The following is a 26896-nucleotide window of genomic DNA, read 5'->3' on the forward strand; positions in this document are numbered from 1 at the left end:
AGGACGAGGGGGCACGGGTAACCTGAACCAGGCCGCAAGGTTTCACGCACCACAGGAGAGAGGATTGCATGGCGCCGGTACCCCGGGAAAAACGCAACGTGGCCATCCTGGTCACCAGCCAGGTGCTGTTCATGGTGGCCTCGATCACCGTCATGACGCTGAGCGGCGTGGTGGGTCAGCAGCTGAGCCCCGACCCGGGCCTCGCCACGCTACCCATCGCCCTGATGATGGTCGGCACGGTGGTCTCCACCCTGCCGGCCTCGCTCTACATGAAGCGGGTGGGAAGACGGCGCGGCTTCATCACCGGGGCCGCCCTGGGCGGCATGGCGGGCGGGGTGGTCAGTTTCGTGGGCATCGCCACGGGCTCCTTCGGGGTGTTCTGCGCCGGCAACCTGCTGCTGGGGCTCTACCAGGGCTTCGCCATGTACTACCGCTTCGCCGCCGCGGATGTGGCGAGTCCCGCCTTTCGCACCCGGGCGATCTCCTTCGTCCTGGCGGGTGGCGTGGTAGCGGCCTTCCTCGGCCCCTGGAACGCCAGTGCCGCCACGGACCTGATCATCGGCGTGCCCTCCGGCGGGCCCTACCTGGTGATCGCGCTGCTCGCCCTGGTGGCCATCGGCCTGCTGAGCCGGCTGCGAGTCCCCGCCAGCGGCGAGGCGCAGCCCGGAGACAGTGCGCGCCCCATGGCGGACATCGCGGCACGGCCAAGCTTCCGGGTGGCGGTGCTGGCCGGGGCGGTGGGTTATGCCATCATGGCGCTGGTGATGACCGCCACGCCACTGGCCATGCGCGCTCAGGGCTTCGAGATGGGCCAGGTCGCCGTCATCATGCAGTGGCACGTGCTGGGCATGTTCGCGCCCTCCTTCGTGACCGGCAGCCTCATCGCCCGCTTCGGCGTGCCACCCATCCTGCTGACCGGCACGCTGCTGCTCACCGGCACGGTACTGGTAACCAACCTGGGCGACAGCCTGGCGCACTTCTTGACGGCCCTGGTGCTGCTGGGCATCGGCTGGAACTTCCTGTTCGTGGGCGGCAGTGCCCTGCTCTCTTCCGTCCACTCCGAGGCCGAGCGCGGCAAGGTGCAGGGCATCAACGACCTGATCATCTTCTCGCTGGTGGCCCTGGGATCGCTGATGTCGGGGGCACTGCTGCACCACCTCGGCTGGGAGCTCCTCAACCTGGCCATGTTGCCGGCCATCCTGCTGGTGGTGCTGGCCACGCTCTGGGTGACATCTACCGCTACTGGCAGGACCTGAACTATCGTATAGAGACGCCGGGGAGAGCCACCCTCCGTGACGTGACCCGGCGGGGTAACACGCCTGGACAGCGCACCCACCATTACCAGGAGGCAGCCTGATGAGCGAACAGCCAGAGGGAGATCAATCAGAGGCGAGTCCGGAGCTTGCGGCGCTGATACGTGACTTCATGGATCCCGAGCGCGCGACCCTGGCCAAGGTACGAGAGCTGCTGATGGGGGATGGCCTCATGGTCTCCGCTGGCGGCGAGATCATGTACCAGCAGGACAGGAAATGGCTGACCAATGAAGTGGACGAGCTGATCGATCGCCACGGTCCCGACACCCCCGTGAAGGACGTGCTGGACGGTTGAGCCCGTGTCAACCAACCACATCCCCCTCACCCCGACGGCCATGGACGGATCCGGCAGCGCGGGACGAGGGAGAGGCGACGGTCAGAGGCCGAATCAGGCCTGACTGGCGGCCAGAGCCTGGTCCAGGTCGGCGAGGATGTCGTCGACATGCTCGATGCCGATGGAGAGGCGCACCATGTCCGGCCTCACGCCGGCTGCCTTGAGCTCCTCGTCGTTGAGCTGGCGGTGGGTAGTGGCGGCCGGGATCGACGAACAGGTCTTGGCGTCGCCGATGTTGACCAGCCGCAGGATCATGCCCAGCGCGTCGTAGAAGCGGGCCCCGGCCTCGCGACCGCCCTGGATGCCGAAGCTGAGGATGCCCGAGGCACGCCCGCCCATGTAGCGCTGCGCCAGGCCGTGATCCTTGTGGCTCGGCAGGCCGGCATACTGCACCCAGGTCACCGCGGGGTGCCCTTCGAGGTACTCGGCCACCTTCAGGGCGTTGTCGCAGACGCGCTCGATGCGCAGCGATAGGGTCTCGAGCCCCTGCAGCAGGTTCCATGCCGCCTGGGCGGAGAGCGCCGCCCCCATGTTGCGCAGCGGCACCACCCGGGCACGGCCGATGAAGGCGGCCTCGCCCAGGTCGCGGGTATAGCAGACGCCGTGGTAGGAGACGTCCGGCTCGTTGAGCAGCGGGAAACGGTCGGGGTGCTCGGCCCAGGGGAAGCGGCCGGAATCGACGATCACCCCGCCCACCGTGGTGCCGTGGCCGCCGATATACTTGGTGGCCGAGTGGATCACGATGTCGGCGCCGTGCTCGATGGGCCGCCACAGGAAGGGGGTCGGCACGGTATTGTCGACGATCACCGGCACCCCGTGGCGATGGGCGGCCTCGGCCAGGGCCACCATGTCCACCACGCTGCCGGAGGGGTTGCCGACGCTCTCGCAGAACACCGCCTTGGTGCGGGCATCGATCAGCGACTCGAGACCGGCGATGTCGTCCTTGTCGGCGAAGCGCACCTCGATCCCCTGGCGCGGCAGGGTATGGGCGAAGAGGTTGTAGGTGCCGCCGTAGAGCTCGCTGATGGAGACGATGTTGTCCCCGGCCTCGGCGATGGTCTGGATGGCGTAGGTGATGGCCGCCATGCCTGACGCCACGGCCAGCCCGGCGATACCTCCCTCAAGGGCCGCCACGCGCTGCTCGAGCACCGCGCAGGTGGGGTTCATGATCCGTGAGTAGATATTGCCTTCGACCTTGAGGTCGAAGAGGTCCGCCGCATGCTGGGCGCTGTCGAACGAGAACGAGGTGGTCTGGTGGATGGGCACCGCCACGGCGTGCTGGTCATCGGGGGCATAGCCGTGGTGCAGGGCAAGAGTCTCGGGCTTCATGGTGCATCCTTCTGCGTAGTCGTGGGGTATCCACTGTTTTACCCGATGCTAACCAACCCTGAAACCGGCGACCAATATCGTTTAGTCTGGTAGCCATGCCCCGGGGCCGCGCCCGTCGCCCCTGCCACCGATATGGCGAGTAAGGATGCTCAAGCGCTACCTGCCGATCCTCACCTGGCTGCCCCACTACACCCGCCGACTGGCCGGCGCCGACCTGCTGGCCGGGGTGATCGTCACCGTGATGGTGATTCCCCAGTCGCTGGCCTATGCCCTGCTCGCCGGCCTGCCAGCCGTGGTCGGCCTCTATGCCAGCATCCTGCCGGCCATCGCCTACGCCCTGCTCGGCACCAGCCGCACCCTGGCCATCGGCCCGGTGGCGATCATCGCGCTGATGAGCGGCGCGGCCCTCTCCGGGGTAGCCGCTCCCGGCAGCCCGGCCTATCTGCAGGCGGCGCTGGTGCTCTCGCTGCTCTCCGGGCTGATGCTCACAGCCATGGGCCTGCTGCGCCTGGGCTTCTTCGCCAACTTCCTGAGCCATCCGGTGATCGCCGGGTTCCTCTCCGCCTCGGCGGTGCTGATCGCCGCCAGCCAGGCGGCCCATCTGCTGGGCATCCAGGCAAGCGGCTTCACGGCGCTGGACCTGCTGATGAGCCTCGGCGCCGAGCTGGGGCAGACCCACTGGCCGACCCTGCTGCTCGGCCTCGGCTGCCTGGCCTTCCTGGTCGGGATGCGACACTACGGGGAGCGGCTGCTGCGGGCCCTGAGGCTGCCAAAGGGGCTCGCCGTCCTGCTGGCCCGTACCGGCCCGGTGATCGCGGTGGTCGTCACGACACTGCTCAGCTGGTCGCTGGGGCTCGCGGAGCGCGGCGTCGCCGTGGTCGGCGCCATTCCCGGGGGGCTGCCGCCCCTGAGCCTGCCTCCGCTGGACCTGCCGCTGTGGCGCGCCCTGCTGATTCCCGCCCTGCTGATCAGCGTGGTGGGCTTCGTCGAGTCGATCTCCATGGCCCAGATGCTGGCCGCCAAGCGTCGCGAGCGGATCTCGCCCAACCAGGAGCTGGTGGGCCTGGGGGGCGCCAACCTGGCCGCGGCCTTCTCCGGCGGGATGCCGGTTACCGGGGGGCTGTCGCGCACGGTGATCAACTTCGAGTCCGGGGCCCGCACGCCCATGGCCGGTCTCTTCGCCGCGCTGGGGATCGGCGCGGCGACCCTGGCGCTGACCCCGCTGCTGCAGCACCTGCCCATCGCCACCCTGGCGGCCACCATCACCGTCTCCATCCTGACCCTGGTGGATATCCCCCTGGTGCGCCAGACCTGGCGCTACTCGCGCAGCGACTTCTCGGCCATGGCAGTGACCATCGCGTTGACCCTGGTCGAGGGGGTCGAGGCGGGCATCATCTCGGGCGTGCTGCTCTCCATCGCCCTCTTCCTCTACCGCACCAGCCGTCCCCACAGCGCCCTGGTGGGTCGCATCGAGGGCACCGAGCACTTCCGCAGCGTCCAGCGCCACGAGACCGAGACCGTCAGCCACCTGGCCATGCTGCGCGTCGACGAGAGCCTCTACTTCGCCAACGCCCGCTACCTCGAGGACACCGTCTATGCGCTGGTGGCCAGCCGCCCGGAACTCGAGCACGTGGTGCTGATCTGCTCGGCGGTCAACCTGATCGACGCCTCGGCGCTGGAGAGCCTCGATGCCATCAACGCCCGGCTCGAGGACTCCGGGGTCACCCTGCACCTGGCCGAGGTCAAGGGACCGGTGATGGACCGCCTCAAGCACAGCGACTTCCTCGACGACCTCACCGGACGGGTCTTCCTCAGCACCTACGCGGCCTGGGTCGAGCTCAAACGCCCCTCCGGGTCGGGCTGATGGCCGCGCCGTCAACCGACCGCCACCTGCTCCCTCACCTTGTCGACGATGTAGCGCCCGATGGGCAGTGCCGAGGTGGCCGCCGGCGACGGCGCATTGCAGACGTTGACGGTACGCCGCGAGTTGACGAACAGGAAATCATCGATCAGCCGGCCGTCGCGGGAGACCGCCTGGGCGCGCACCCCGGCAGGCCAGGGCTTAAGGTCATCGAGGGTGAGCTCGTGACAGTAGCGGCGCACCAGGGACAGATAGCGGCGACGGGAGAAGGAGTTGCGCAGCTCTTCGAGCCCCGGGCGGATGTTGCCGGCCAGCATCCGCCACACCCCGGGATGGGCAACGAGCCTTGCCAGGTCCGGCAGGGAGACGTCCGACTTGCGATACCCCTCGCGGGCCAGCGCCAGCACGGCATTGGGCCCCAGGGTGACGCCGCCGTCGATCAGCGGCGTCAGGTGCACGCCGAGGAAAGGCATGGCCGGATCCGGGATGGGGTAGACCAGGTGGTTGACGATGCCGTCACGCGCCTCGGGCAGGCGAAAGTACTCGCCGCGAAAGGGGCAGATGATGAAGCCGGGATTGCGCCCCAGCATCCTCACGACGCGATCGGCCATCAGTCCCGCGCAGGAGATCAGGTAGCGGGTGGAGAACTCGTCACCACGGGTCCTGACCACCACCTCGCCGGGACGCTCGTCGATGCCGGTCACCTCCTGATCGAACCGGACCTGCCCGCCACGCTGCTCGAACTCCACGGCCATGGCCCGGGTCACCCGGGCATAGTCGACGATGCCGCTGGAGGGCACGAAGAGCGCACCGACGCCGGTGATCGACGGCTCCCGCTCGCCAAGCGCCTCGGCGGACAGCCACTCGCGCTCGAGACCATTGGCGCCGGTGCGCTCCCAGAGCCCCCGCATGCGCTGAAGCTCGAGGTCGCTGGTGGCCACCAGCAACTTGCCGCAGGTGCGGGTCTCGATGCCGTGGGCCTCACAGAACGCCTTGGTGGCTCGGTTGCCCTCGCGGCAGAAACGCGCCTTCAGGCTGCCGGGGGCGTAGTAGATCCCGGCATGGATGACGCCGCTGTTGCGGCCGCTCTGGTGACGGGCCACGCCCGACTCCTTCTCGAGCATCAGGATGCGGCGGTCGGGAAAGGTCTCGCTCAGTTGCATGGCGGTGGACATGCCGAGGATACCGCCGCCGATGATGATGAAGTCGTACAAGGCTCACCTCGGGAAGACAGGCATGTGATCGCAGAATATCCATCATCCCTGACTGTTTCCATTTTTTGATGGGCCACGACACGATTCACCGCAGTGGCGATGATTGGGTATGATGGCACCACATCCGGAACGACAGCGCGCCATGGACACCACCTCGAAACAGAACCTGGGCGTCAGTGCCTACCACTGGCTGAAACGCGACATCATCCGCGGCGTCTTCACGCCCGGCGAGAAGCTGCTGATGAGCGGCCTCAAGGAGCGCTATGGGCTCGGCATCGGCCCCCTGCGCGAGGCGCTCTCGCAGCTGGTGGCCGAGAGCCTGGTGGTGGCCATCAGCCAGCGTGGCTATCGGGTGGCGCCCATGTCGCTGTCGGAACTCGCCGACCTCTATGACGCCCGGGCCCAGCTCGAGGGGCTCGTCCTGGAGCTTGCCATCCAGCGCGGGGGCGACGACTGGGAGGCCGACATCCTGGCCAAGGCCCATACGCTGGCCAAGGTGACGGAGGTCAACAGCTCCGAGGAACTGCTCGACGTCTGGGACACTCGCCACAAGGCCTTCCATACCGCCATCGCCGCCGGCTGCAACTCCCCCCACCTGCTCAAGGTCCGCGAGAGCCTGTTCGACCAGGTGGAGCGCTATCGCCATCTCTGGCTGCGCGAGACGGTCTTCTCCGCCGAGGCCCTGGAGCGCAAGCGGCGCGAGCATGCCGCCCTGGTGGAGGTCATCCTCTCCCGCGACGCCCCGCGCGCCGCCGAGATGATGCGCGAGCACCTGATGACGCCGGTTCCCATCATCACCGAAGTCATGCGCCGGCGGGGGCTGGCCTGACGGCCACTCTCACTCATCCGGCGAGCTTCAGCCCCACCAGCCCCGCGAGCACCAGCACCAGGCTGGCCAGCCTCAGCGGCGTTGCGCTGTCGCCGTAGATCAGGATGCCAAGCAGCACCGTGCCCACGGCCCCGATCCCGACCCAGATCGCATAGGCCGTGCCCACCGGCAGGACCTTCATGGCCTGGGCCAGCAGGTAGAAGCTCGCCAGCATGGCAAGCACCGTGAGCACGCTCGGCAACGGCCGGCTGAACCCCTGTGAGGCCTTGAGGCCCAGCGCCCAGGCAACTTCCAGCAGGCCGGCAACGACCAGCATGATCCAGGCCATGTTCATGGAGGGAGATTCCTGATCCGGTGGGGCCGTCCCCGCATGGCGAGACACGCACCGGGCCGTCCCGGTGGCGAGAAACGAGCGCGCGGCACAGCGAGCTGCCACACGAGGGTCAAGGCAATGTCATGCCGCTGTCACCCTGGCGCGACAGACTCGAGGGCGTGACAGAGCCGAATCGGCACCTTATGGTATCAGAACGATCAGGCCGCCCGGGAACGGGCCATTTGGAGACGACGACATGCCTCACCTGCTGAGATTCCCCCGCGACCTGGAAGCCCGCCTGGAGCGTGCCAGCCAGCACACCGGCATCACCAAGGCCGAACTGATCGAGCGCCTGGTGCAGGACGGCCTGGCCGACCTGGAGACCCAGCTGCTCATCGAGGGCGCGGCGCCCCGCGTCGAGCGCAGCATCGACCAGCTGCTGCGCGAGAGCGGCCTGGGTGCCTGACCAGATCACCGAATAGCGTTGCCTGACGCGGCGCCTCAGGCAAAACCGGCGCGGAAGCCTCGGTAGGCCGCCAGGGCCTGCTCGGTCGTGACCGCCTTCAGTCGCACCTCCTGCCCCGGCAGGCACTGGGCCAGCCGTGAGCAGGCCAGCGGCGTGAGCGCCCCGAGGCGGGGGTAGCCACCGATGGTCTGGCGGTCATTGAGCAGGGCAATGGGCTGGCCATCCGGTGGCACCTGCACCGCGCCCAGGCCGATCCCCTCGGAGATCATGCTCGCCATCCGGCAATCGAGACGCGGGCCCGTCAGGCGAACGCCCATGCGATCGGCCCGATCGTCCACCCGCCAGGGGGCATTGAACGCCTGGAAGAGGCTCTCCCCGCTGAACTCGCCTACCTGGGCGCCCGGCAGCAGCGAGAGCTCCGCCGGCCGACGGTAGTCGCCTTGCACCTCCCGGGGGGCCTCGCGACCGGCAGCGGCGCGCCGCGGCGTGACCTGCAGGGTGTCGCCCTCGGCCAGCCGGTGCCCCTGGCCATCATGGCCACCCAGCCCCTCACGCACCACGCAGGCCACGCTGCCCAGTACCGGCACCGCCGCGAAGCCACCGGCCACCGCCAGGTAGGCCCTCAGGCCATTGGCCGGGGCCGCGAAGGCGAGCCGCTGGCCCGCCGTCACAGGGAACGAGCGCCAGCCGGCGAGCGGCTCGCCATCCAGGGTCGCGGACAGGTCCGCCCCCGCCACGGCCACCACCAGGTCCCGTTCGGCCACGAGTTCGAGGCCACCGAATGTCACCTCCAGGGCCGGGGTTCCCCAGGCGTTGCCCACCAGATGGTTGGCCCAGGCCCAGCCATGCAGGTCCACCGGCCCGCCCTGGGTCACCCCCAGCCGCCGCACGCCGAAACGCCCGGCATCCTGGAGCAGTGCCAGGGGGCCGGCACGGGTCACGCTCAGTCCGGCAATCGCCTGCGTCATCTCCCCTCCTCCATCGGTCGGGTATCACCCCCCAGGCGCTCGAACTCGGCACGGTCGATGGGCACGAAGCGCACCCGGTCGCCCACCTGGAGCAGGCTGAAGCCCTCCCGGTCACGGTCGAAGAGCACTGCCGGGGTCCGGCCGATGAGGTTCCAGCCGCCCGGCGTGACCGCGGGATAGGCCGCGGTCTGGCGCCCGGCCACCGCCACGCTGCCCGCCGGCACACGCCGCCGCGGCGTCTGAAGCCGTGGCGCCTCGAGCCTGGCATCGAGGCTACCCATGAAGGCGAAACCGGGCGCGAAGCCCAGGGCGAAGACCCGGTAGCTGCGCTCGCTGTGGCAGGCCACCACCTCCTCGAGGCTCATGCCGGCCTGCTCGGCCAGGCGCGGCAGCTCGGGCCCCACGGAGGCGTCATACCAGACCGGCAGCTCCTTCACCGGTGCGTCCGCCACCTCCTCGTCGGGCTGCAGCCGCTCCAGGATCTCGACCAGGCGTCGTCTGGCCTCGTCGGGCGAGCATCGCAGCGGGTCGAAGACCACCAGCAAGGTGGTATAGGACGGCACCAGGTCGACCAGGTGATCGCCGAAGGCCGTCTCGCACTCGCTCACCAGGGCGGTGAGCCAGGGCATGTTGGCCTCGTCGATGGCATCGAACAGCCGCACCATCCAGCCGTCCAGCCCGGCGGACTCGAGGCGCGGCAGTCCTGGCGGAAACCTATCGCTCATGAGGCGCTCGCCAGGCCGTCGAGCGCCTCGCGGATCGCCTTGATGGCGGCAATCGACTCGGGATTGTCGCCATGCACGCAGAGGGTGTCGGCGGCCAGCACCAGCTCGCTGCCGTCGCTGGCCGTGAGCGGCTCGCCACGGGCGATGCGCTGCGCCTGGTCGACGATCACCTCGGGATCATGGTGCACGGCCCCCAGCTCTCGCCGGGAGACCAGCCGTCCCTCGGCATCGTAGGCGCGATCGGCGAAGGCCTCGAACCACAGCGTCACGCCATGCCGTTCGGCCAGCTCCCGGGGCGGGCGGGTATCCCGGGTGGCCATCACCATCAGCGGCAGCTGGACGTCATAGGCCACCAGCGCCCGCATCACGGCATCGAGGATCTCCGGGTCACGCATCATGTCATTGTAGAGCGCCCCGTGGGGCTTGACGTAACCGACCTCCAGGCCCTCGGCCCGGCAGACCCCGGCCAGGGCACCGACCTGGTAGAGCACCAGGTTCTCGACCTCCTCGGCCGAACAGGCCATCGAGCGGCGCCCGAAGCCGACCATGTCCGGATAGGCGGGATGCGCCCCCACGGTAACCCCATGGCGCTTGGCCAGACGCACGGTCATGCGGATCACGTCCGGGTCGGAGGCGTGGAAACCGCAGGCCACGTTGGCCAGGTCCACGTGGGGCATCACCTCGTGGTCCAGCCCCATGACCCAGGGACCGAAGCTCTCGCCCATATCGGCATTGAGCAGCAGGGTCTTCATCGTTCACCTCCTCCGGGTTAGGCATTGCAAAGAATTTATCAACGTTTTATCGATAAGACATCGTCCTTTAGTCTACACATCGTTGACCAGGCGTCGGTCGCCCGCCTAACCTTCCTCGCGAACACTCGCTAGACTCCAACCTGACAGCCCGCTGTCCGACGATCTGCAGCGACAACAAGAACCCGATTCGAGGAACCGCACATGACTGCCCGTTTCCCCCTCTTTCATCTGACCTCGGCCGCCGCCATTGGTCTCAGCCTAGCCACCCTGGGCAGCTCCGCCCAGGCCGCCACCGAGTGGGACATGCCCACGCCCTACGGCGACATGACCTTCCATACCGTCAACATCCGGGAGTTCGCCGACGACGTGCGCGAGGCCACCGATGGTGAACTGGACATCACCGTGCACTCCAACGGCTCGCTGATCGGCCATGCCGAGATCAAGAACTCGGTGCGTCGCGGCATCGTGCCCATCGGCGAGCTGATCATGTCGCGCCTGGCCAACGAGAACGCGATCTTCGAGGTTGACTCGGTGCCCTACCTGGCCTCCAGCTACGAGGATGCCGAGACCCTGTGGGAGGCCTCTCGCGATGTCATCGCCGAAGAGCTCGCCGAACAGCAGCTGCGCCTGCTCTTCGCCGTCCCCTGGCCGCCCCAGGGCATCTATACCAACAAGGCCATCGAGTCCGGCGACGATCTCAAGAACCTCAGCATGCGCGCCTACAACACCGCCAGCGAGCGGATCGCCCAGCTGGTCGGCGCCGTGCCGACCCAGGTCGAAGTGCCGGATATCCCCACCGCCTTCAGCACCGGTCGCGTCGACGCCATGATCACCTCGCCGGCCACCGGCGCCGATACCAAGGCCTGGGACTACCTGAGCCACTTCAACCACGCCCAGCTGTGGCTGCCCAAGAACATGGTGATCGTCAGCGAGAAGGCCTTCTCACGCCTCGATGAGGCGACGCAACAGGCGGTCCTGGACGCGGCCGCGGAGGCCGAGACGCGCGGCTGGGAGATGAGCCGTCAGGAGACCGACGATGCCCTCGCGGTGCTCAAGGAGAATGGCATCGAGGTCAGCGAACCGACCCCGGAACTCGCCGAACTGCTCCATGAGGTCGGCGAGACCATGACCGAGGAGTGGGCCGGCCGCGCCGGCGACCAGGGGGCCGCCATCCTCGAGGCCTACCAGGCCGCCCGCGACTGACCCGCCACCCGCCGGAGCCTGGGTGCCTGTGCGACTTGGCGCTAATGCACTGCGAGACCGCCCAAGTCCACAGGCGCTCCACGCCCCGGCCCTGCTTCCGGTTACCGCCATGACCTATCGTCTGCGACCGCTCTATAACCTGGGCGGCTACCTGGCCGCCCTCTGCCTCTGCCTGATCTGCGCGCTGATCACCGCCCAGATCCTCGGGCGCATCGTCGATCGCATCGCGACCGGGATCGGCGGCGATCGCATCGGGCTGGCGATTCCCGGCCTCGCGGAGGTCTCCGGCTTCCTGCTGGTGGGCGCCAGCTTCCTGGGGCTCGCCTATACCTTCGTCCACGGCGGCCATATCCGCGTGACGCTGCTGATCGGACGGCTCCCCGCCGCGCCGCGCGCCTTCGTCGAGCTCTTCTGCCTGAGCATTGCCCTGGTACTCAGCCTCTATCTCGGCTGGTACCTCTACTGGCTGCTGGACGACAGCATCGCCTTCAACGAGACCTCCTACGGCCTGCTGAGCATCCCGCTGTGGATCCCCCAGTCGGCCATGCTCGCCGGGGTCTTGCTCTTCTGCCTGGCACTGGCCGAGGCCTGGCTTTCCACCCTGGTGACCGTCGTGACGCGGCCCTCCAGCTTCACCATCGACGACAGCGGCCAGGAATGAGCCCGGGAGACATACCATGCTCGTGATGATGACGGTCCTCTTCGTCACCCTGCTGCTGCTGCTCGGCAGCGGCGTCTGGGTGGCCTTCTCCCTGCTGGCGCTGGGCTGGCTGGGCCTGTCGCAGTTCACCTCGGTGCCCACCGGCGACGTGCTCGCCTCCAACGTCTGGGGCGAGAGCTACAGCTGGGAGCTCACCGCCCTGCCGATGTTCATCTGGATGGGCGAGATACTGTTTCGCTCGCGGCTCGCCGACGACATGTTCACCGGCCTCTCGCCCTGGATGCAGCGCATCCCGGGCCGCCTGCTGCACACCAACGTGATCGGTTGCGGCCTGTTCGCCGCCGTCTCGGGGTCCTCGGCGGCCACCTGCGCCACCATGGGCAAGATGACCATCCCCGAGCTCACTCGCCGCGGCTACGACGAGAAGCTGATCATCGGCACCCTGGCCGGCTCGGCGACCCTGGGCCTGCTGATCCCGCCCTCGATCATCCTGATCGTCTATGGCGTGGCCACCGACCAGTCCATCGCCCGGCTCTTCGTGGCCGGCATCTTCCCGGGGCTGCTGCTGATCTCGCTGTTCGCCGGCTACCTGATGCTCTGGTCCTGGCGTTACCCGGACAAGATCCCCCCCGCCGAGACAGGCCTCCCGCTGGGCGAGAAGCTGCGCCGGGCGCGTCGCCTGATTCCCCTGCTGGCCCTGATCGTCGGGGTCATCGGCTCGATCTATGCCGGTCTGGCCTCCCCCACCGAGGCGGCGGCCGTGGGGGTAGTGCTCTCACTGCTGCTGGCCAGTACCCAAGGCACCATGGACGGCACGGTGTTTCGCGACGCTCTGCTCGGGGCAGTGCGCACCTCGACCATGATCGCCTTCATCCTGGCAGGCGCCGCCTTCCTCACCGCCGCCATGGGCTTCACCGGGCTGCCCCGGGAGCTCGCCGCCTGGATCGGCACCCTGGGACTGTCTCCCGTCATGCTGCTCGCGGCGCTCACGGTCCTGTTCATCCTGCTGGGCTGCTTCCTGGATGGCATCTCGGTGGTGGTACTGACCACCTCCATCATGCTGCCCATGGTCGAGGCCGCCGGTATCGACCTGATCTGGTTCGGCATCTTTCTGGTGATCGTGGTGGAGATGTCGCAGATCACCCCGCCGGTCGGGTTCAACCTCTTCGTGCTGCAGGGCATGACGGGACGCAATATCCTGTCGATCGCCTGGGCGGCCATGCCGTTCTTCTTCCTGATGATGCTCGGCGTGGTGCTGATCAGCCTCTTCCCCGGCATCGTCACCTGGCTGCCGCAGGCCATGGGCAACTAGCCATGACAACAGGCATGGAAAAGGAGCAGCACGTGACAAACACAAGGACACCTCGCGGCCCCATCGTCTCTTCGGAGCACCTGTCGCGCAGCAGCCAGGAGCTTTCGGAGTTCGAATTCGGCCTGATCATCGCTGGCCATGCCTTCGACCGCTGGATGGTGCGCTGCATGACGGCCAGCGGCTATCCGGAGCTCGGCGCCCTGGACGTGCTGGTGCTGCATAGCGTCAACCACCGGGAGCGTGCCAAGCGCCAGGCGGACATCTGCCTGGTGCTCAACGTCGAGGACACCCATACGGTGACCTATGCGCTGAAGAAACTGGCGCGCCTGGGGCTGGTGGCCGGCGAGAAGCAGGGCAAGGAGACCTTCTTCCGCACAACCGAGTCCGGGCGGGAGGCCTGTAGCCGCTATGCCGAGATCCGCGAGGCCTGCCTGGTCGACTCGCTCGCCTCCATGGGCATCGAACGCGAGGAGATGAGTCGCCTGGCGGGGCTGCTGCGGGCGATGTCCGGGCTCTATGACCAGGCCGCCCGCTCCGCCGCCTCGCTGTAGGCCAGTAGCGACAGCGCTAGACCGAGGAGCGCGGGTAACGCCGACGGGCCCGCCACAGGCTGAACATGAACAGCAGGAAGCTCGTGGTCATCGATGCCGCCAGGGATAGCGCGAAGACCAGCATGCCGGGCAGGTGGCCCACGCCGAGATGGCTCACCGTACAGAAGGCGAGCAGGCTCAGCATGCCACGCTGGGTCATGCTGACGGTCATGCGCGCCACCTCGGCCCCATAGCGCTCGTGCAGTGCCCAGGCAATGGTCAGGATGCCGACCGGAAAGCCCAGGATGACACCGGAGAGCGCCGGGCCCGACCGCGCCGCCAGGGTGGTCGCGAGGCTCACCACCGCCCCCGCCAGCAATCCGCGCAGCAGCAGGTCGAGCCATCCCGAGCGTGCCACCACCACCGGCTGCCCCAGGCGCAGCCAGCGATTGACGACTTCCGCGACCAGCAGCACCGCCAGGTAGGCGGCGATGGCCCCGGGCAGGCCGCCCGGCATCTGCGTGAACAGCAGCGCACCGGGCACCCAGAGCAGGCTGGCCAGCGCCAGGCTGCGCAGGGCCGAGAGCCGCGCCGCGGTCAGCACGAAGCACACGGTGAACAGCAGGGTCGCCACCAGCGCGTGCAGGGTGGAGAGCACGGCGTCCTGCACGAAACCCGCCGACTGCTCGCGCAGCATGAAGAAGTAGCCCGGGCCGAGAATCACCGGCGTGCCGGCGAGTATGCCGCCAAGCCTTGGCCCCAGGCGGCCCACCGAGAGCGCCACGAGAATGACGATGCCGGCAGTGGCCAGCAGCTTGATCAGCATCAGCTGGAGCATGAACGACGAGCGACCTCCCTGTCGGAACAGAGCGGAAGAGTCTACTCGCTCTCGCGGGTCGCCGACAGCTCGGCAGCCTGGCGAGGATTGCGCGGGTAGAAGCGCTCGGGCTGACGCTCGATATGGGCGAAGAAGCGCGTGTCCTTGTAGGGCATCTTCATGAAGCCCGACACCCCGAGCCCCTCGATCAGCCCCACCGCCTCGAGGATGTCATCCAGGCGGCGACGGAATTCCTCCTCCCGGGAGGGGTCGAGCAGCCGGTAGTGGCTGTGGATCTTGAGGTGCTGGGGCAGCGCCTCGAAGATGATCATCCCCGTGTGATGGATCTCGTTGAGGGCCTCCAGCGAGGCGATGATCGCCTGGGGCAGGACCAGGAACTCCTCGGGGTCGGGGCCATCCTCGAAGTAGCTGTGCAGGCGCGAGCGGTCCTCCAGCTCCGGCACCGCACTGACCTCGTAGTGCAAGCGCATCCCGGGCAGGATCTCGAAGGGCTCCTCGACGCTCTCCCGGTCCAGGTGCAGGGTGTCGCGGGCATTGAACAGGCAGCTCTTGAAGATGCCGCGACGGTGGATCGCCCGGGCCAGGGTCACCATGTTGTTGACCGCGGCGATGAACGCCTGCTTCAGGGTCGGGTCGTGCAGGTTGAGCGAGGTGTCGATATAGACCCCTTCGGCCTCCCAGCGCACCGCCAGCCCGCCCACCACCGGGTACTTGCCGAGCCGGCTCACCGCCGCCAGGAAGGCCTTCTCGGTCTCGCCCATGTTCTGCATGAAGTTCTTGTAGTAGCGATCGAGCTGGACGTCGTTGACGTCGTTGAGGGTCTCGCGCCCGCCCTCCTCGCGCAGGAAGGACTTGCGCGAGCTGTAGACCACGGTGTCGATCTCGCGTCCGGCCGGCCGGCTCCACACCGGCACCAGGGGGACCTCCTGGGGCGTGGGCAGGTCGAGCATCACCAGGCGGCCAAGCCGCGGCATCTCGCGGATGAAGTGGTCGCCGGCACGCATGCGGGTGCGCAGGTCGGGATCGAGCATGCCGTCGAGCATCCGCGCGAACTCCATGGGCAGCCCCAGGGAGGTCGCGGGGATGGCACGGTGGCCGAAGCGACAGGACTGGGCCGAGGCCAGGGCGTAGAGGGTGGCCGCCGCCCCCTGCTCGTCGAAGCGGGGTGACGAGAGCGCCCCGTTCAGCTGCTCCTCGCCGATGAAGTAGACATCCCCCAGCCGGGCGTTGGTCTGCTGCAGGTTGTCCGACATCAGCTCCATGACGTTGGTCGCCACGAACTGCAGGCTGGCGTCGAGCTGGGCGAACACCGAGGAGCCCCAGTCGATCAGCGCGATGGTCTCGTGGGCATCATCGAAGACCAGGTTGGAGGGCTTGATGTCGCCATGCACCACCGGCCTGCCGGCCGGGCCGCTCTCGCGGCGCAGGGTGCGCAGGATATCGGCCAGCTGGTCGGCGATGCGCACCACCAGGCGTGGCGAGAGTCGCCCCTCGCGCAGCGAGACCTCCTCCATGTTGAAGCCCGGGGCGCGCTGCATCACCAGGATCGCCTGGTGGCGCACCCGCTGGAAGACGATCAGCTTGGGCACGCGGGGATGGTTGACCTGCTCCAGCATGAAGGCCTCTTCCTCCAGGCGATCCTGGAGGTGCTGGGGCAGGTTGACCCGCGTGAACTTGAACACGTACTGCTCGCCGAGCCCGGTGAGCCCGGCGAAGACGAAGCCGTAGGCGCCCTTGCCGATCAGCTCGATATTCCGGTAGCCCAGCTGCTCCAGCTGCTCTTGGCAGAGCGCCACCCACGCCTTGAGCTTGCGGGCGTCGTCGTGGCTGAGCAGGTAGATCGACTGCTCTTCCGGAATGTAGAACTGCTGCAGGGACGCCTGGGTCATCGCATTAGCCCAAATGCAGGAGCATGGTCTCCGGCGCCTCCAGATAGCCCTTCCAGGCGTTGCAGAAGCGGGCGATGGTGCCGCCGTCGATCAGGCGGTGGTCTCCCGCCCAGGTGACGGTCATGATCGCCCGCTTCACCACCGCATCGTTGCTGTCGAAGCGCGGCAGCCACTGGGTCTTGCCGATGGCGACGATGGCCACCTCCGGGGCATTGATGATCGGCGCCGCATAGGTCCCGCCCAGCGCCCCGATGTTGGAGATGCTGATGGTGCCGCCCTTCAGGTCGGATGACGCCACCCTGCCCTCGCGGGCATCACTGGTCAGCCGCTGGATCTCGCCGGCGATCTCCAGCAGGGTCAGCCGCTCCACCCCCTTGACGTTGGGCACCATCAACCCCGCCTTGCCATCCACGGCCATGCCGATGTTGCAGGACGGCAGGTAGTGGATCTCGTCGCCCGCCTCGTTGAGGCGGCTGTTGAGGATCGGGAAGTCGCGGATCGCCAGCGCCATGGCCTTCATGAAGAAGGGCATTAACGTGACCTTGGTACCTCGCGCCTCTGCCTCGGGCTTGAGGCGCTGGCGCAGCGCCAGCAACTCGGTGACGTCGAGTTCCTCGCCGTACTGGAAGTGCGGGATCGTCGACGCCGAGGCCACCATCTGGCGGGCCATGGCGGCACGCACGCCGCGCAGGGGTTCGACGCGCACCTCCGCCTCCTCGCTCGAGGGTCGCGCCGAGGGTGCCGCCTCGCTGGCAGGCGCCGGCGCCGCGGCGGCCGTGTCACCGCGCTCCAGGAAGGCCTGGATATCCTCCTTCAGTACCCGCCCCTGCTTGCCGGACCCCGGCACCTGCTCGAGGCGCAGGCCATGCTCGCGCAGCAGGCGCCGCACCGCGGGGCTGGCCGGGATCCGCCCATGGGGGCCCAGACCGCTGGCCGGCGGGGGCTCAGCCCTCGAGGTAGCAGCCGGACGCGGGGCCGGCTCGGAAGGTGCAGGCGCGGCCGTGGCGGTCTCTTCCGCCTGCTCGCCGTGCTCAGGAGCATAGGCGAACAGCGGCGCATGGACGCGGGCGATCTCGCCCTTGGCCACGTGCAGCCGGGTGACCTGGCCCGCCTCGGGGGCAGTGATCTCCATCATGGCCTTGTCGGTCATCACGTCGACGACCGGCTGGTCCTCCTCGATGGTCTCCCCCTCGGCGATGCGCCACTCCACCACCTCGCACTCGACGATCCCCTCGCCGAGGTCAGGGAGGATAAAGTCCTTGGCGGTCTTCTGCGGCGCCGCGGCCCGAGGCGCTGTCCCGGCGGACTCGCCCGCAGGCGTCTCCTGCGTCTCCGGCTCAGCCGAGGCAGGTGCCTCGCCCTCGGCCTCATAGGCAAACAGCGGCGCATGCACCCTGGCGATCTCGCCCCTGGGCACATGAAGCCGGGTGACCCGTCCCGCCTCGGGGGCGGTGATCTCGACCAGCGCCTTGTCGGTCATCACCTCGACCACCGGCTGGTCCTCCTCGATGACGTCACCCTCCTTGATGCGCCACTCCACTACCTCACACTCCACGATACCTTCGCCGATATCGGGCAGCTTGAACTCTGTCATCTTGTCTCTCCTGTCCTGAACCCGGTCGTCAGAAATTCACACTGGCGCGGATGGCCTCGACGATCTTCAGGTGATCCGGCAGGTACTCCTTCTCCAGCGTCAGCGGGAAGGGGGTATCCAGGCCGGTCACCCGGGCAATGGGCGATTCCAGGTACAGGAAGCAGCGCTCCTGGATGGCCGCGGCGATCTCGCCGGCGAAGCCCCCGGTACGCGGCGCCTCGTGGGTGACCACCAGCCGACCGGTCTTGAACACCGACTCGGCGACGCTGTCCTGGTCCCAGGGCAAGAGGCTTCTCAGGTCGATCACCTCACAGGAGATGCCGTCCTTCTCGGCCAGCTCCACGGCACGCTCGATCACCTCCATCTGGGCGCCCCAGCCCACCAGGGTCACATCGGTGCCCTCCTTGGTCACCTCTGCCTCGCCGATGGGCAGCTGGTAGTCCTCCTCCGGCACCTCGCCGACGGCGGCGCGGTAGAGGCGCTTGGGCTCGAAGAAGATCACCGGGTCGGGGTCGCGGATGGACGCCAGCAACAGGCCCTTGGCCTGGTAGGGGTCGCGGGGCACCACGATCTTGAGACCGGGCGTATGCGTGAAGTAGGCCTCAGGCGACTGGGAGTGGTAGTGGCCGCCGGCGATGCCGCCGCCGTAGGGGGCGCGGATGGTCAGGCCGCCGACGTTGAAGAGGTCGCCCGAGCGGTAGCGGAACTTGGCCGTCTCGTTGACGATCTGGTCGAAGGCCGGAAAGATGTAGTCGGCGAACTGGATCTCCGCCACCGGCACCGAGCCCTGGGCGGCCAGGCCGTTGGCGAAGCCGATGATACCCTGCTCCACCAGCGGCGTATTGAAGCACCGCGCGCGACCGTACTTCTCCTGCAGGTGGCTGGTGGCCCGGAAGACCCCGCCGAAGCTGCCCACGTCCTCGCCGAAGCAGAGCACCTTGTCGTCCTCGCCCATGGCGATGTCCAGGGCGTTGTTGATGGCCTGCAGCATGTTCATGGTCGGCATCTCACTCCCCTCCCTGGCTGGCGTCGTCACGGGCCTTCACGTCCGGATCCAGGGAACGCGCCCCCTTGGGGTAGGCCTCCGGGTACTGGCGGATATGGGTCTTCAGGGCGTCGAGCTGACGCTGCAGCTCCGGGGTGACATCCGCGTAGACATCGGTCACCAGGCTGTCCAGGGGCGGCGGCGGACGCTTCTCGGCGCGCTTCATGGTCTCCAGCACCTCACGGCGCAGGCTCTCCTGGAGGGTCTTCTCCTCCTCCTCGCTCCACCAGCCCAGGTCGATCAGCCAGCGCTGCATGCGCAGGATGGGGTCCTTCTCGCGCCAGGCCTCCTCCTCCTTCTTCGAACGGTAGCCGGAGGGGTCGTCCGAGGAGGAGTGGGCGGCCAGGCGATAGCTCATGGCCTCGATGAGCACCGGCTTGTTGTGCTCCACGGCGATCCGGCGCGCCTCGCGGGTGGCCGAGTAGACCGCCAGGATGTCGTTGCCGTCGACGCGAATCACATGCATGCGATAGCCGAAGGCCCGCGGTGCCACGCCATCGGCGGCGAACTGCTCGATGGAGGGGGTGGAGATCGCATAGCCGTTGTTGCGGCAGAAGAAGATCACCGGCACCTCATGGACCGCCGCCATGTTCAGGGCGGCGTGGAAGTCGCCCTCGGAGGCGGCGCCCTCGCCGAAGAACACCGTGGTGCACTGGCCGTCGCCGGCGAGCTTCTGGCCATAGGCGTAGCCGGTGGCCTGGGGGATCTGGGTGCCCAGCGGCGACGAGATGGTCATGTAGTGGAGCTTGCGCGACCCGTAGTGGATCGGCATCTGGCGCCCCTTGCCGTAGTCCAGTTCGTTGCCGAACAGCTGGTTCATGAACTCGTCGAAGGTGAAGCCGCGATAGACCAGGGCGCCCTGCTCGCGATACTGGGCCATGATCATGTCGGCGTCATCCAGCGCCGCCGTGGCGCCAACCACCGCGGCCTCCTCGCCGGTGCACTGCATGTAGAAGGAGAGCCGCCCCTGTCGCTGGGCGGCGAGCATCCGCTCGTCGAGCACACGGGTGGCCACCATGGCGTGATAGATGGCCAGCGCCTTGTCGTGCTCCAGGTCGGGTGCCTTGGCGCCCTCGTACAGGGTGCCGTCCTGCCTGAGCAGCCGGAAGGTGGGAATGCTGAACTCGTCACCGGCCAGGAAGGTCGGCTCGTGGATATCCGCTGTTGTTGTCATCGTCGTGATCCTGTGCCCCTTTTGGGGGCAGTGTTGTCCTTAATGTTCCGATCCGCCAGGGGGTCGCCCCGGGGACGGTCAACGCAACAGGATTGACGTTAACGTAAACTGGAGAGCTTGGGTAGACCCGAAAGGTCGGAAATCGAGCCGGGCCAGCGTGGACCGATCAGCGGGAGCCGGCCAGCGGCAACCGGCTGAACAGGCTGTCCACGCTGATGGCCAGCAGCCCGATCAGCAGCGCCCCCTGCACCACATAGGCGGTGTTGCCGTTGACGATCCCCGAGATGATCGGGTCGCCCAGGTTGCTCGCCCCCACGGTGGCGCCGATGGCCGCCGTGGCGATGTTGATGGTGACCGAGGTCCGGATTCCCGCGAGGATCACCGGCGCGGCCAGCGGCAGCTCCACCTGGCGCAGGATCTGGCCGGCGCTCATGCCCATGCCGCGCGCCGCCTCCATCACGCCGGGGTCGATGCCCTCGAGCCCGGCCAGGGTGTTGCGCACGATCGGCAGCAGGCCGTAGAGCAGCAGCGCCACGATGATCGGCAGGGTGCCGAAGCCCAGCACCGGTACCGCCAGCGCCAGCACGGCCACCGGCGGAAAGGTCTGACCGATGGAGGCCAGCTGGCTGACCAGCGGCAGGAAGTCGCGCCCCCAGCGGCGGGTGGCGGCGATGGCGGCCCCCACCCCCACCAGGATGGCCAGCACCGCCGCCACGCTCACCACCAGCAGATGGCGACCCAGCAGGGTCACGAAGTCGGCTCGCTCATAGATCACCTGGCGGCTGTCGGACTCGATCCAGCGAAACAGCCCCTCCAGCTGCCCCATTCCGAGCGTTGCCGCCAGCAGCAGCGCCAGCCAGCCAAGCGGCAGGGCCCAGCGGCGAAGCTCAGTCATCGCTGCGTGCTCCCACCAGGCGGCGCAGGGAGAGCTCGCCCACCGGCCGGTCGTCGTCATCCACCACGGTGAGCCGTTCGGCATGGCGCCACAGCATCACCGAGAGCGCCTCGCGCAGGCTGACATGCTGGCCGATCCGCTCGCCGGCGGGCGACTGCGCCCCCAGCGGCCGCATCCGCTGGCTGACGGGCAGCAGCGCTGCCTCCTTCAGGCCGCGATCCTCGCCCCCGAGCAGCGATTCGACGAAACCGTCCGCTGGTTCGCGGAGCAGCTCCAGGGGCCGCCCCTGCTGCACGATACGCCCCTGATGCATCACCACCAGATGATCCGCCAGGCGCAGCGCCTCGTCCATGTCGTGGGTGACGAAGACGATGGTCTTGTGAAGCCGGGCCTGCAGCTCGCGCAGCTCCTCTTGCAGGCTCTCCCGGGTGATGGGATCCAGGGCGCCGAAGGGCTCGTCCATCAGCAGGATGTCCGGGTCGGCAGCCAGCGCCCGGGCGACCCCCACGCGCTGCGCCTGGCCGCCGGAAAGCTGGTGGGGATACTTGCCGGCAAACTCCTCCATGGAGAGCCCCAGCAACGCCATCAGCTCCTCGACCCGCGCCTGGACCTTCGCGGCCGGCCACTTGAGCAGCCGCGGCACCAGGCCGATATTGCGGGCCACCGTCCAGTGGGGAAAGAGCCCCGTGCTCTGGATCGCATAGCCCATGCGCCGACGCAGGGTCTCCTCGCGGAAGGCGCGGATCTGCTGGCCATCGATGTGGATCTCGCCCTCGCTGTGCTCGATCAGCCGATTGATCATGCGTAGCGTGGTCGACTTGCCGCAGCCGGAGGTGCCCACCAGCACGCAGAGCTCGCCCTGAGCGACGCTCAGCGAGATATCATCCACCGCGGTAGCGGCGCCGAAACGCTTGGTGACATGGATCAGGTCGATCATTTCGCCCCTCCCGGGCGCAGGACGTCGGTCAGGGCGCCGAGCAGGGCATCCAGCAGCAGCGCCATCACCAGGATGGGCAGCGCGCCCAGCAGCACCAGGTCCATGGCGGCCTGGCCGAGCCCCTGGAAGATGAAGGTGCCCAGCCCCCCGGCACCGATCAGCGCGGCCACGGCGGTCAGCCCGATGGCCTGTACCGTGGTGATGCGGATGCCCTCGAGGATCACCGGCAGCGCCAGCGGCAGGCGCACCTGGCGGAATACCTGGCCACGGCTCATCCCCATGCCGCGGGCGGCATCGATCACCCCGGGGTCGACGGCCTCCAGGGCGACGAAGGTGTTGCGCACCATGGGCAGCAGGCTGTAGCCCACCAGCGCCAGCAGGGCCGGCGCCCAGCCGATGCCGCTGACCCCCAGTGCCGCCAGCCACTCGACGTTCGCCGACAGCCAGGCGAGCGGCGCCAGCAGCAGGCCGAAGAGCGCAATGCTGGGGATCGTCTGCAGGAAATTGAGCACGCCGAAGCCGGCCCTCTTCACGCCGGGCCAGCGGCGCATGGCCAGCGCCAGGACCACGCCGAGCACCAGGCTCGTCCCCACCGCTACCCCGACCAGCAGCAGGTGCTCGCCGACGGCGCCCAGGAACTGGCCACTGCGGCCGCGATACTCCTGCCACAGCGCCAGGGGCTCCAGCCAGAGGGCGAGGCAGAGCCCCGCGCTGGCCACCGGCGGCAGCAGCAAGGCCCAGCCGATTGGCCGCGACAGCACGAGCCGACTGCGCAGCTCGATCATGACCAGCAGCAACAGGAAGAGCACCACCCAGATGCCGGCCCCGATACCCAGCCGGGCCTGGGCACTGTCGACCAGGGTGACGGCCGACAGCGCCAGCCAGGCCGGCAGGGCCGAAAGCATCACTACCACCAGCGCGAGCGCCAGGGCAAAGCGCCCCGGGCTGGGTCGCCAGGCGAGCCCCGCCAGTGCGAGCCAGGGAAGGCTCGTGGCCAGGGCGCCAGCCCAACCGATGGCCTCGTCAACACGATAACCGGTGCCAGGCACGATGCGGTTGGCGGCCACGCTGACCGTGTCCAGCCCCAGCCAGGCCGCCAGGGCTACCAGCGAGAGGCTTAGCAGGACGACGTTGGGACCGGTTGTGTCCGGGCGCAAGGCGGCCTCAGTCGTCCAGGGTGTCGAGGAAGTCGGCGGCGACCGCCGCGGGATCCCGGCCGTTCACCGCCACGTCGCCATTGAGACGCTGCAGGGTCTCGAGGCTCAGGGCCTGGAAGACCGGTTCGAGCAGGGACTCGATCTCGGGGTAGCTCTCGAGCACCTCCTCGCGCACCACCGGCGCGGGCTGGTAGACCGGCTGCACCCCCAGGGTGTCGTCCATGACCACCAGGTCCAGGGCCTGCAGGCCACCGTCGGTCCCGTAGGTCATGGCCGCGTTGACGCCACTGGTCTGCTGGGCCGCGGCGCGCATGGTGGCCGCGGTGTTGCCGCCGGAGAGCACCAGCAGCTGCTCCTCCAAGAGCTCGAAGCCATAGGCCTCCTGGAAGGCCGGCAGGGCCTGGGGCGACTCGACGAACTCGGCACTGGCCGCCAGCTTGAACTCGCCCTCCTCATCGAGGTAGGCCGCCAGGTCCTCCAGGCTTTCCAGCTCGTTCTCGCGGGCGAGCTCGCCGCGCACGCTGATGGCCCAGGTGTTGTTGGCCTCGGCCGGCGTCAGCCAGACCAGGCCGTTGGCCTCGCGATCCTTCTCGCGCACGGTCTCGAGGGCCTGGTCGGCATCCTTCCACACCGGGCTGTCGGCCATGTCGAAGAAGAAGGCGCCGTTGCCGGTGTATTCGGGGTAGAGGTCGATCTCGCCGGCGATCAGCGCCTCGCGCACGATGCTGGTTGCCCCCAGCTGGAGGCGATCCTCGACCTCGATACCGCCCTCTTCGAGGCGCTGCAGGATCAGCTGCCCGAGCACCGCCCCCTCGGTATCGATCTTGGAGGAGACCACCACGGGGTCCTGCGCCTGGGACGAGAAGGCGATGAGGGTACCGGCAGCCAAGGCCGCGCATCGAGACACTGGGCTGGAAATCAGCGTACGGATCATCATGTTCACCCGGTTCCTTGTGAATGTATCCTGAGTATAAGGCCTGTACAGCTTGTCTGTCAGACCCGCCCATCAACGTCTGGACATCGCCATGGCCCCACCCGGAAGCGGACTGCTCGACCACTGCCACCACCCGCTGGTTCGCGACCTGGCGTGGATCGTGCTGACCCCTGACCTGATCGCGATGCCCTGGCCGGGGCGCCCCTCGCGGCGAGAGCTGGGCCTGGAGGATGATGGACGGCTGGCGGCCTGGCTCGATGCGCTGGAAGCGGCACCCGATGCCCTGGAGGCGCACCTGGCCCCGGCGCTCAAGGGGCGCATGGGGCTCTACCACGAGCGGCTCTGGCAGTTCCTGCTCGCGGAGGCACCCGGCACCCGACTGCTGGCCCACAGCCTGCGCATCCACCAGGGCAAGCGCACCCTGGGCGAGCTGGACCTGCTCTACCGGGGACGGACGGACCCCAACCTGGTGCACCTGGAGGTCGCCATCAAGTTCTACCTGGGCCTGCCCCAGGGGCCGGGAGCCGCGGACAGCCAGGCCCGCTGGATCGGCCCGGGCGGGGCCGACAGCCTGGCCGCCAAGCGCGAGCACCTGCACCGCCACCAGCTCAGGCTCACCGACGCCCCCGAGGCGCGCGAGGCCCTGGCACCGCTGCTGTCATCCCACTCGCCCCCTGGGCAGGACAGGGCGTCGCCCCTGGCCGTGCGGCTGGCGATCCCGGGGGTGCTCTTCTACCCCTGGCATGCCCCCCTGCCGGCGCCGCGGGAGGCGTCGCCAGACCATCTCCAGGGCCACTGGCTGTTCGCCCGGGACTGGCACCGGCTGCGCGACGGCTGGCCCCGGGGCACCCGAGGCGCCTGGCTGCACAAGCCACACTGGCTCGCACTGCCCCGACGCGAGACCCTAGTGCCGCTAAGCGACCTGGAGGCCCGGTTGGCCCAGCACCTTGGCGGGCCGGCCTCCCCCGTCCAGCTGGCCTTGTGGCATTCCGACACGGGCTGGCGGCGGCTGTTCGTGGTCGGCGATGACTGGCCGCGGCAGATTCCCTTGCCGCCCTGTACAAGCGTCTCGCCGACATGAGCGACAGCTGGTTCCTGTCGCATGCCGTCATGACGTAAAACGCCCGGCCCACGTTGCGGCGGGCCGGGCGTATTGGAGGCGTGGGGCGGGGAGCGTCAGCCTTCGGGCTTCTCGAAAACCCAGCTCGTGCCCTCACGGGCATCCTTCAGGATGATGCCCAGGGCGGCGAGCTCGTCGCGGATGGCATCGGCGGCGGCGAAGTCCTTGGCCTTCTTGGCCGCGGCCCGCGCGTCGATTTTCGCCTGGATCTCCGCCTCCGAGAGTGGCAGGTCACCCGCCCCCCCCTTGAGGAAGGCAACCGGGTCCTGCTGCAGCAGCCCCAGGATACCACCCAGGCGCCTGAGCTCGGCGGCAAGCGCCGGGGCCTGCTCGGGCGCCTCCTTCCGGGCGCGGTTCAGCTCGCGGGCCAGGTCGAAGAGCACCGACAGCGCCTCGGCGGTGTTGAAGTCATCGTCCATGGCGGCGGTAAAGCGCGCGTCGAAGCGGCCATCCACCTCCCCTTCCAAGGGCTCGCTGCCTGCCAGTGACAGCCCTTCGAGCGAAAGACCTTCCAGTGACAGTCCTTCGAGTGAGTTGTAGAAGCGCTCCAGCGACTTGCGCGCCTCGGCCAGGGACTCCGGCGCATAGTTGATCGGGCTGCGGTAGTGGCTGGCCACCAGCAGGTAGCGCACCACCTCGGGGTCGTGGTGCTCCAGCACCTCGCGGATGGTGAAGAAGTTGCCCAACGACTTGGACATCTTCTCGTGGTTGACGCGCACCGCCCCGGCATGCATCCAGGTATGGACGTAGGCATGGCCGGTGGCCGCCTCGCTCTGGGCGATCTCGTTCTCGTGGTGGGGAAACATCAGGTCCGGCCCGCCCCCGTGGATATCGAAGGTCTCGCCCAGGCAGCAGGTCGACATGGCCGAGCACTCGATGTGCCAGCCGGGCCGCCCATCGCCCCAGGGCGAGGGCCAGCTCGCCTCGCCGGGCTTGGCCGCCTTCCACAGCACGAAGTCCAGCGGGTCCTCCTTGTGCTCGTCCACCTCGATGCGGGCGCCGGAGCGCATCTCGTCGGGGTCGCGGTTGCTCAGTCGGCCATAACGCGCAAAGCGGCGTACCCGGTAGTAGACGTCGCCGTTGTCGGCGGCGTAGGCGTAGCCCTTGGCGATCAGCGTCTCGATCATGGCGATGATCTCGCCGATGTGCCGGGTGGCACGGGGCTCGCGATCCGGGGGCAACACGCCGAGGCGCGCCTCGTCCTCGTGCATGGCCTCGATCATGCGCTCGGTGAGCGAGCTGATCGACTCGCCGTTCTCCTCGGCACGCCGGAGAATCTTGTCGTCGATGTCGGTGACGTTGCGCACATAGGTGACGTCATAGCCGCGGGCGCGCAGGTAACGGGTGATGACGTCGAAGGCCACCATCACCCGGGCGTGCCCCAGGTGACAGAAGTCGTAGACGGTCATGCCACAGACGTACATGCGCACCTTGCCCGGCTCGATGGGCGTGAAAGGCTCCTTGCGGCGGGTCAGCGTGTTGTAGATCTGCATATCGGCGCTC

Annotated in this window: 26 protein-coding genes; 10 read left to right on the forward strand and 16 right to left on the reverse strand. The window is 68.4% G+C overall.

All coding sequences use genetic code 11. The features are described from left to right. Positions 1-68 precede the first annotated feature (68 nt). Together P8934_RS09910 and P8934_RS09915 are read left to right on the forward strand one after the other, a co-directional pair. Positions 69-1256, forward strand: a complete 1188-nt coding sequence (locus P8934_RS09910; protein ID WP_278030887.1) for an MFS transporter — start codon at positions 69-71, stop codon at positions 1254-1256. 100 nt (positions 1257-1356) lie between these two features. Beyond that, the gene (locus P8934_RS09915) at positions 1357-1608 is read left to right on the forward strand and encodes a hypothetical protein (protein WP_278030888.1); all 252 of its coding nucleotides are present in this window, start codon (positions 1357-1359) and stop codon (positions 1606-1608) included. Between the two features lie 93 nt (positions 1609-1701). Here the strand turns inward: P8934_RS09915 and P8934_RS09920 are convergent, their stop codons facing one another. Further along, on the reverse strand, positions 1702-2976 hold the full coding sequence (locus P8934_RS09920; RefSeq protein WP_133633998.1) for an aminotransferase class I/II-fold pyridoxal phosphate-dependent enzyme: 1275 nt from the start codon (positions 2974-2976) through the stop codon (positions 1702-1704). Positions 2977-3121: 145 nt separating this feature from the next. Here P8934_RS09920 and sulP point away from each other — a divergent pair, with 145 nt between their 5' ends. Then, positions 3122-4840, forward strand: a complete 1719-nt coding sequence (gene sulP / locus P8934_RS09925; RefSeq protein ID WP_278030889.1) for a sulfate permease — start codon at positions 3122-3124, stop codon at positions 4838-4840. Positions 4841-4851: 11 nt separating this feature from the next. Here the strand turns inward: sulP and lhgO are convergent, their stop codons facing one another. Then, positions 4852-6051 carry an L-2-hydroxyglutarate oxidase gene (gene lhgO, locus P8934_RS09930; protein ID WP_278030890.1) on the reverse strand — a complete coding sequence of 400 codons (1200 nt, stop codon included), beginning with the start codon at positions 6049-6051 and terminating at the stop codon, positions 4852-4854. Between the two features lie 142 nt (positions 6052-6193). Between lhgO and csiR the strand changes: the two genes are divergently transcribed. Beyond that, on the forward strand, positions 6194-6880 hold the full coding sequence (csiR, locus tag P8934_RS09935) for a DNA-binding transcriptional regulator CsiR (RefSeq protein ID WP_278034020.1): 687 nt from the start codon (positions 6194-6196) through the stop codon (positions 6878-6880). Positions 6881-6893: 13 nt separating this feature from the next. Here csiR and sugE read toward each other — a convergent pair whose 3' ends face one another. Continuing rightward, complete coding sequence (gene sugE, locus P8934_RS09940; protein ID WP_278034021.1) at positions 6894-7208, reverse strand: quaternary ammonium compound efflux SMR transporter SugE; 315 nt, start codon at positions 7206-7208, stop codon at positions 6894-6896. A gap of 241 nt (positions 7209-7449) precedes the next feature. On the opposite strand from sugE, the gene P8934_RS09945 reads away from it, so the two are divergent. Beyond that, positions 7450-7659: a hypothetical protein gene (locus tag P8934_RS09945; protein WP_278030891.1), complete on the forward strand. Its 210-nt coding sequence runs from the start codon at positions 7450-7452 to the stop codon at positions 7657-7659. A 35-nt stretch (positions 7660-7694) separates the two neighbouring features. Here P8934_RS09945 and P8934_RS09950 read toward each other — a convergent pair whose 3' ends face one another. From P8934_RS09950 to P8934_RS09960, 3 genes are read right to left on the reverse strand one after another with little or no spacing between them, the layout of a single operon-like run. Further along, the gene (locus P8934_RS09950; protein ID WP_278030892.1) at positions 7695-8627 is read right to left on the reverse strand and encodes a biotin-dependent carboxyltransferase family protein; all 933 of its coding nucleotides are present in this window, start codon (positions 8625-8627) and stop codon (positions 7695-7697) included. Further along, entirely contained in the window at positions 8624-9352 is a 729-nt protein-coding gene (gene pxpB, locus P8934_RS09955) for a 5-oxoprolinase subunit PxpB (RefSeq protein WP_278030893.1), read from the reverse strand. Before pxpB ends, P8934_RS09950 begins: the two co-directional genes overlap by 4 nt. Beyond that, positions 9349-10104 carry a 5-oxoprolinase subunit PxpA gene (locus tag P8934_RS09960; protein ID WP_278030894.1) on the reverse strand — a complete coding sequence of 252 codons (756 nt, stop codon included), beginning with the start codon at positions 10102-10104 and terminating at the stop codon, positions 9349-9351. The genes pxpB and P8934_RS09960 overlap by 4 nt, the downstream gene beginning before the upstream one ends. Positions 10105-10305: 201 nt before the next feature. Here P8934_RS09960 and P8934_RS09965 point away from each other — a divergent pair, with 201 nt between their 5' ends. The 4 genes from P8934_RS09965 to P8934_RS09980 all read left to right on the forward strand — a co-directional run bounded on the left by P8934_RS09965 (position 10306) and on the right by P8934_RS09980 (position 13831). Further along, complete coding sequence (locus tag P8934_RS09965) at positions 10306-11307, forward strand: TRAP transporter substrate-binding protein (RefSeq protein ID WP_278030895.1); 1002 nt, start codon at positions 10306-10308, stop codon at positions 11305-11307. A gap of 109 nt (positions 11308-11416) precedes the next feature. Next, positions 11417-11968 (forward strand): TRAP transporter small permease, encoded by a 552-nt coding sequence (locus tag P8934_RS09970; protein ID WP_278030896.1) that lies wholly within the window; start codon positions 11417-11419, stop codon positions 11966-11968. 16 nt (positions 11969-11984) lie between these two features. After that, the gene (locus P8934_RS09975; RefSeq protein WP_278030897.1) at positions 11985-13280 is read left to right on the forward strand and encodes a TRAP transporter large permease subunit; all 1296 of its coding nucleotides are present in this window, start codon (positions 11985-11987) and stop codon (positions 13278-13280) included. Positions 13281-13312: 32 nt separating this feature from the next. Beyond that, entirely contained in the window at positions 13313-13831 is a 519-nt protein-coding gene (locus tag P8934_RS09980; protein WP_278030898.1) for a winged helix DNA-binding protein, read from the forward strand. 16 nt (positions 13832-13847) lie between these two features. Here the strand turns inward: P8934_RS09980 and P8934_RS09985 are convergent, their stop codons facing one another. The 9 genes from P8934_RS09985 to P8934_RS10025 all read right to left on the reverse strand — a co-directional run bounded on the left by P8934_RS09985 (position 13848) and on the right by P8934_RS10025 (position 24273). Next, positions 13848-14648, reverse strand: a complete 801-nt coding sequence (locus P8934_RS09985; RefSeq protein ID WP_278030899.1) for a hypothetical protein — start codon at positions 14646-14648, stop codon at positions 13848-13850. 41 nt (positions 14649-14689) lie between these two features. Then, positions 14690-16537, reverse strand: coding sequence for a protein kinase (locus P8934_RS09990; protein WP_278030900.1), 1848 nt, complete (start codon positions 16535-16537; stop codon positions 14690-14692). A 4-nt stretch (positions 16538-16541) separates the two neighbouring features. Further along, on the reverse strand, positions 16542-18131 hold the full coding sequence (locus P8934_RS09995; RefSeq protein WP_278030901.1) for a dihydrolipoyllysine-residue acetyltransferase: 1590 nt from the start codon (positions 18129-18131) through the stop codon (positions 16542-16544). Positions 18132-18159: 28 nt separating this feature from the next. Continuing rightward, positions 18160-19137 (reverse strand): transketolase C-terminal domain-containing protein, encoded by a 978-nt coding sequence (locus P8934_RS10000; RefSeq protein WP_106231226.1) that lies wholly within the window; start codon positions 19135-19137, stop codon positions 18160-18162. Position 19138: 1 nt separating this feature from the next. Next, complete coding sequence (locus P8934_RS10005) at positions 19139-20350, reverse strand: thiamine pyrophosphate-dependent dehydrogenase E1 component subunit alpha (protein WP_278030902.1); 1212 nt, start codon at positions 20348-20350, stop codon at positions 19139-19141. 166 nt (positions 20351-20516) lie between these two features. Further along, positions 20517-21245: an ABC transporter permease gene (locus P8934_RS10010; protein WP_278030903.1), complete on the reverse strand. Its 729-nt coding sequence runs from the start codon at positions 21243-21245 to the stop codon at positions 20517-20519. Continuing rightward, a complete protein-coding gene (locus P8934_RS10015; RefSeq protein WP_278030904.1) occupies positions 21238-22182 on the reverse strand; it encodes an ABC transporter ATP-binding protein in 945 nt (314 codons plus the stop codon). Before P8934_RS10015 ends, P8934_RS10010 begins: the two co-directional genes overlap by 8 nt. Beyond that, a complete protein-coding gene (locus P8934_RS10020; RefSeq protein WP_278030905.1) occupies positions 22179-23339 on the reverse strand; it encodes an ABC transporter permease in 1161 nt (386 codons plus the stop codon). Before P8934_RS10020 ends, P8934_RS10015 begins: the two co-directional genes overlap by 4 nt. 7 nt (positions 23340-23346) lie before the next feature. Further along, positions 23347-24273 (reverse strand): ABC transporter substrate-binding protein, encoded by a 927-nt coding sequence (locus P8934_RS10025; protein WP_278034022.1) that lies wholly within the window; start codon positions 24271-24273, stop codon positions 23347-23349. Positions 24274-24364: 91 nt separating this feature from the next. Here P8934_RS10025 and P8934_RS10030 point away from each other — a divergent pair, with 91 nt between their 5' ends. Further along, complete coding sequence (locus tag P8934_RS10030) at positions 24365-25354, forward strand: DUF1853 family protein (protein ID WP_278030906.1); 990 nt, start codon at positions 24365-24367, stop codon at positions 25352-25354. Positions 25355-25449: 95 nt separating this feature from the next. On the opposite strand, the gene cysS is transcribed toward P8934_RS10030, so the two are convergent. Continuing rightward, entirely contained in the window at positions 25450-26886 is a 1437-nt protein-coding gene (gene cysS / locus P8934_RS10035; RefSeq protein ID WP_278030907.1) for a cysteine--tRNA ligase, read from the reverse strand. Between the last annotated feature and the right edge of the window lie 10 nt (positions 26887-26896).

The sequence above is a fragment of the Halomonas sp. CKK8 genome (genome assembly GCF_029625235.1).
GTDB classification, from domain to species: Bacteria; Pseudomonadota; Gammaproteobacteria; order Pseudomonadales; family Halomonadaceae; genus Halomonas; species Halomonas ventosae.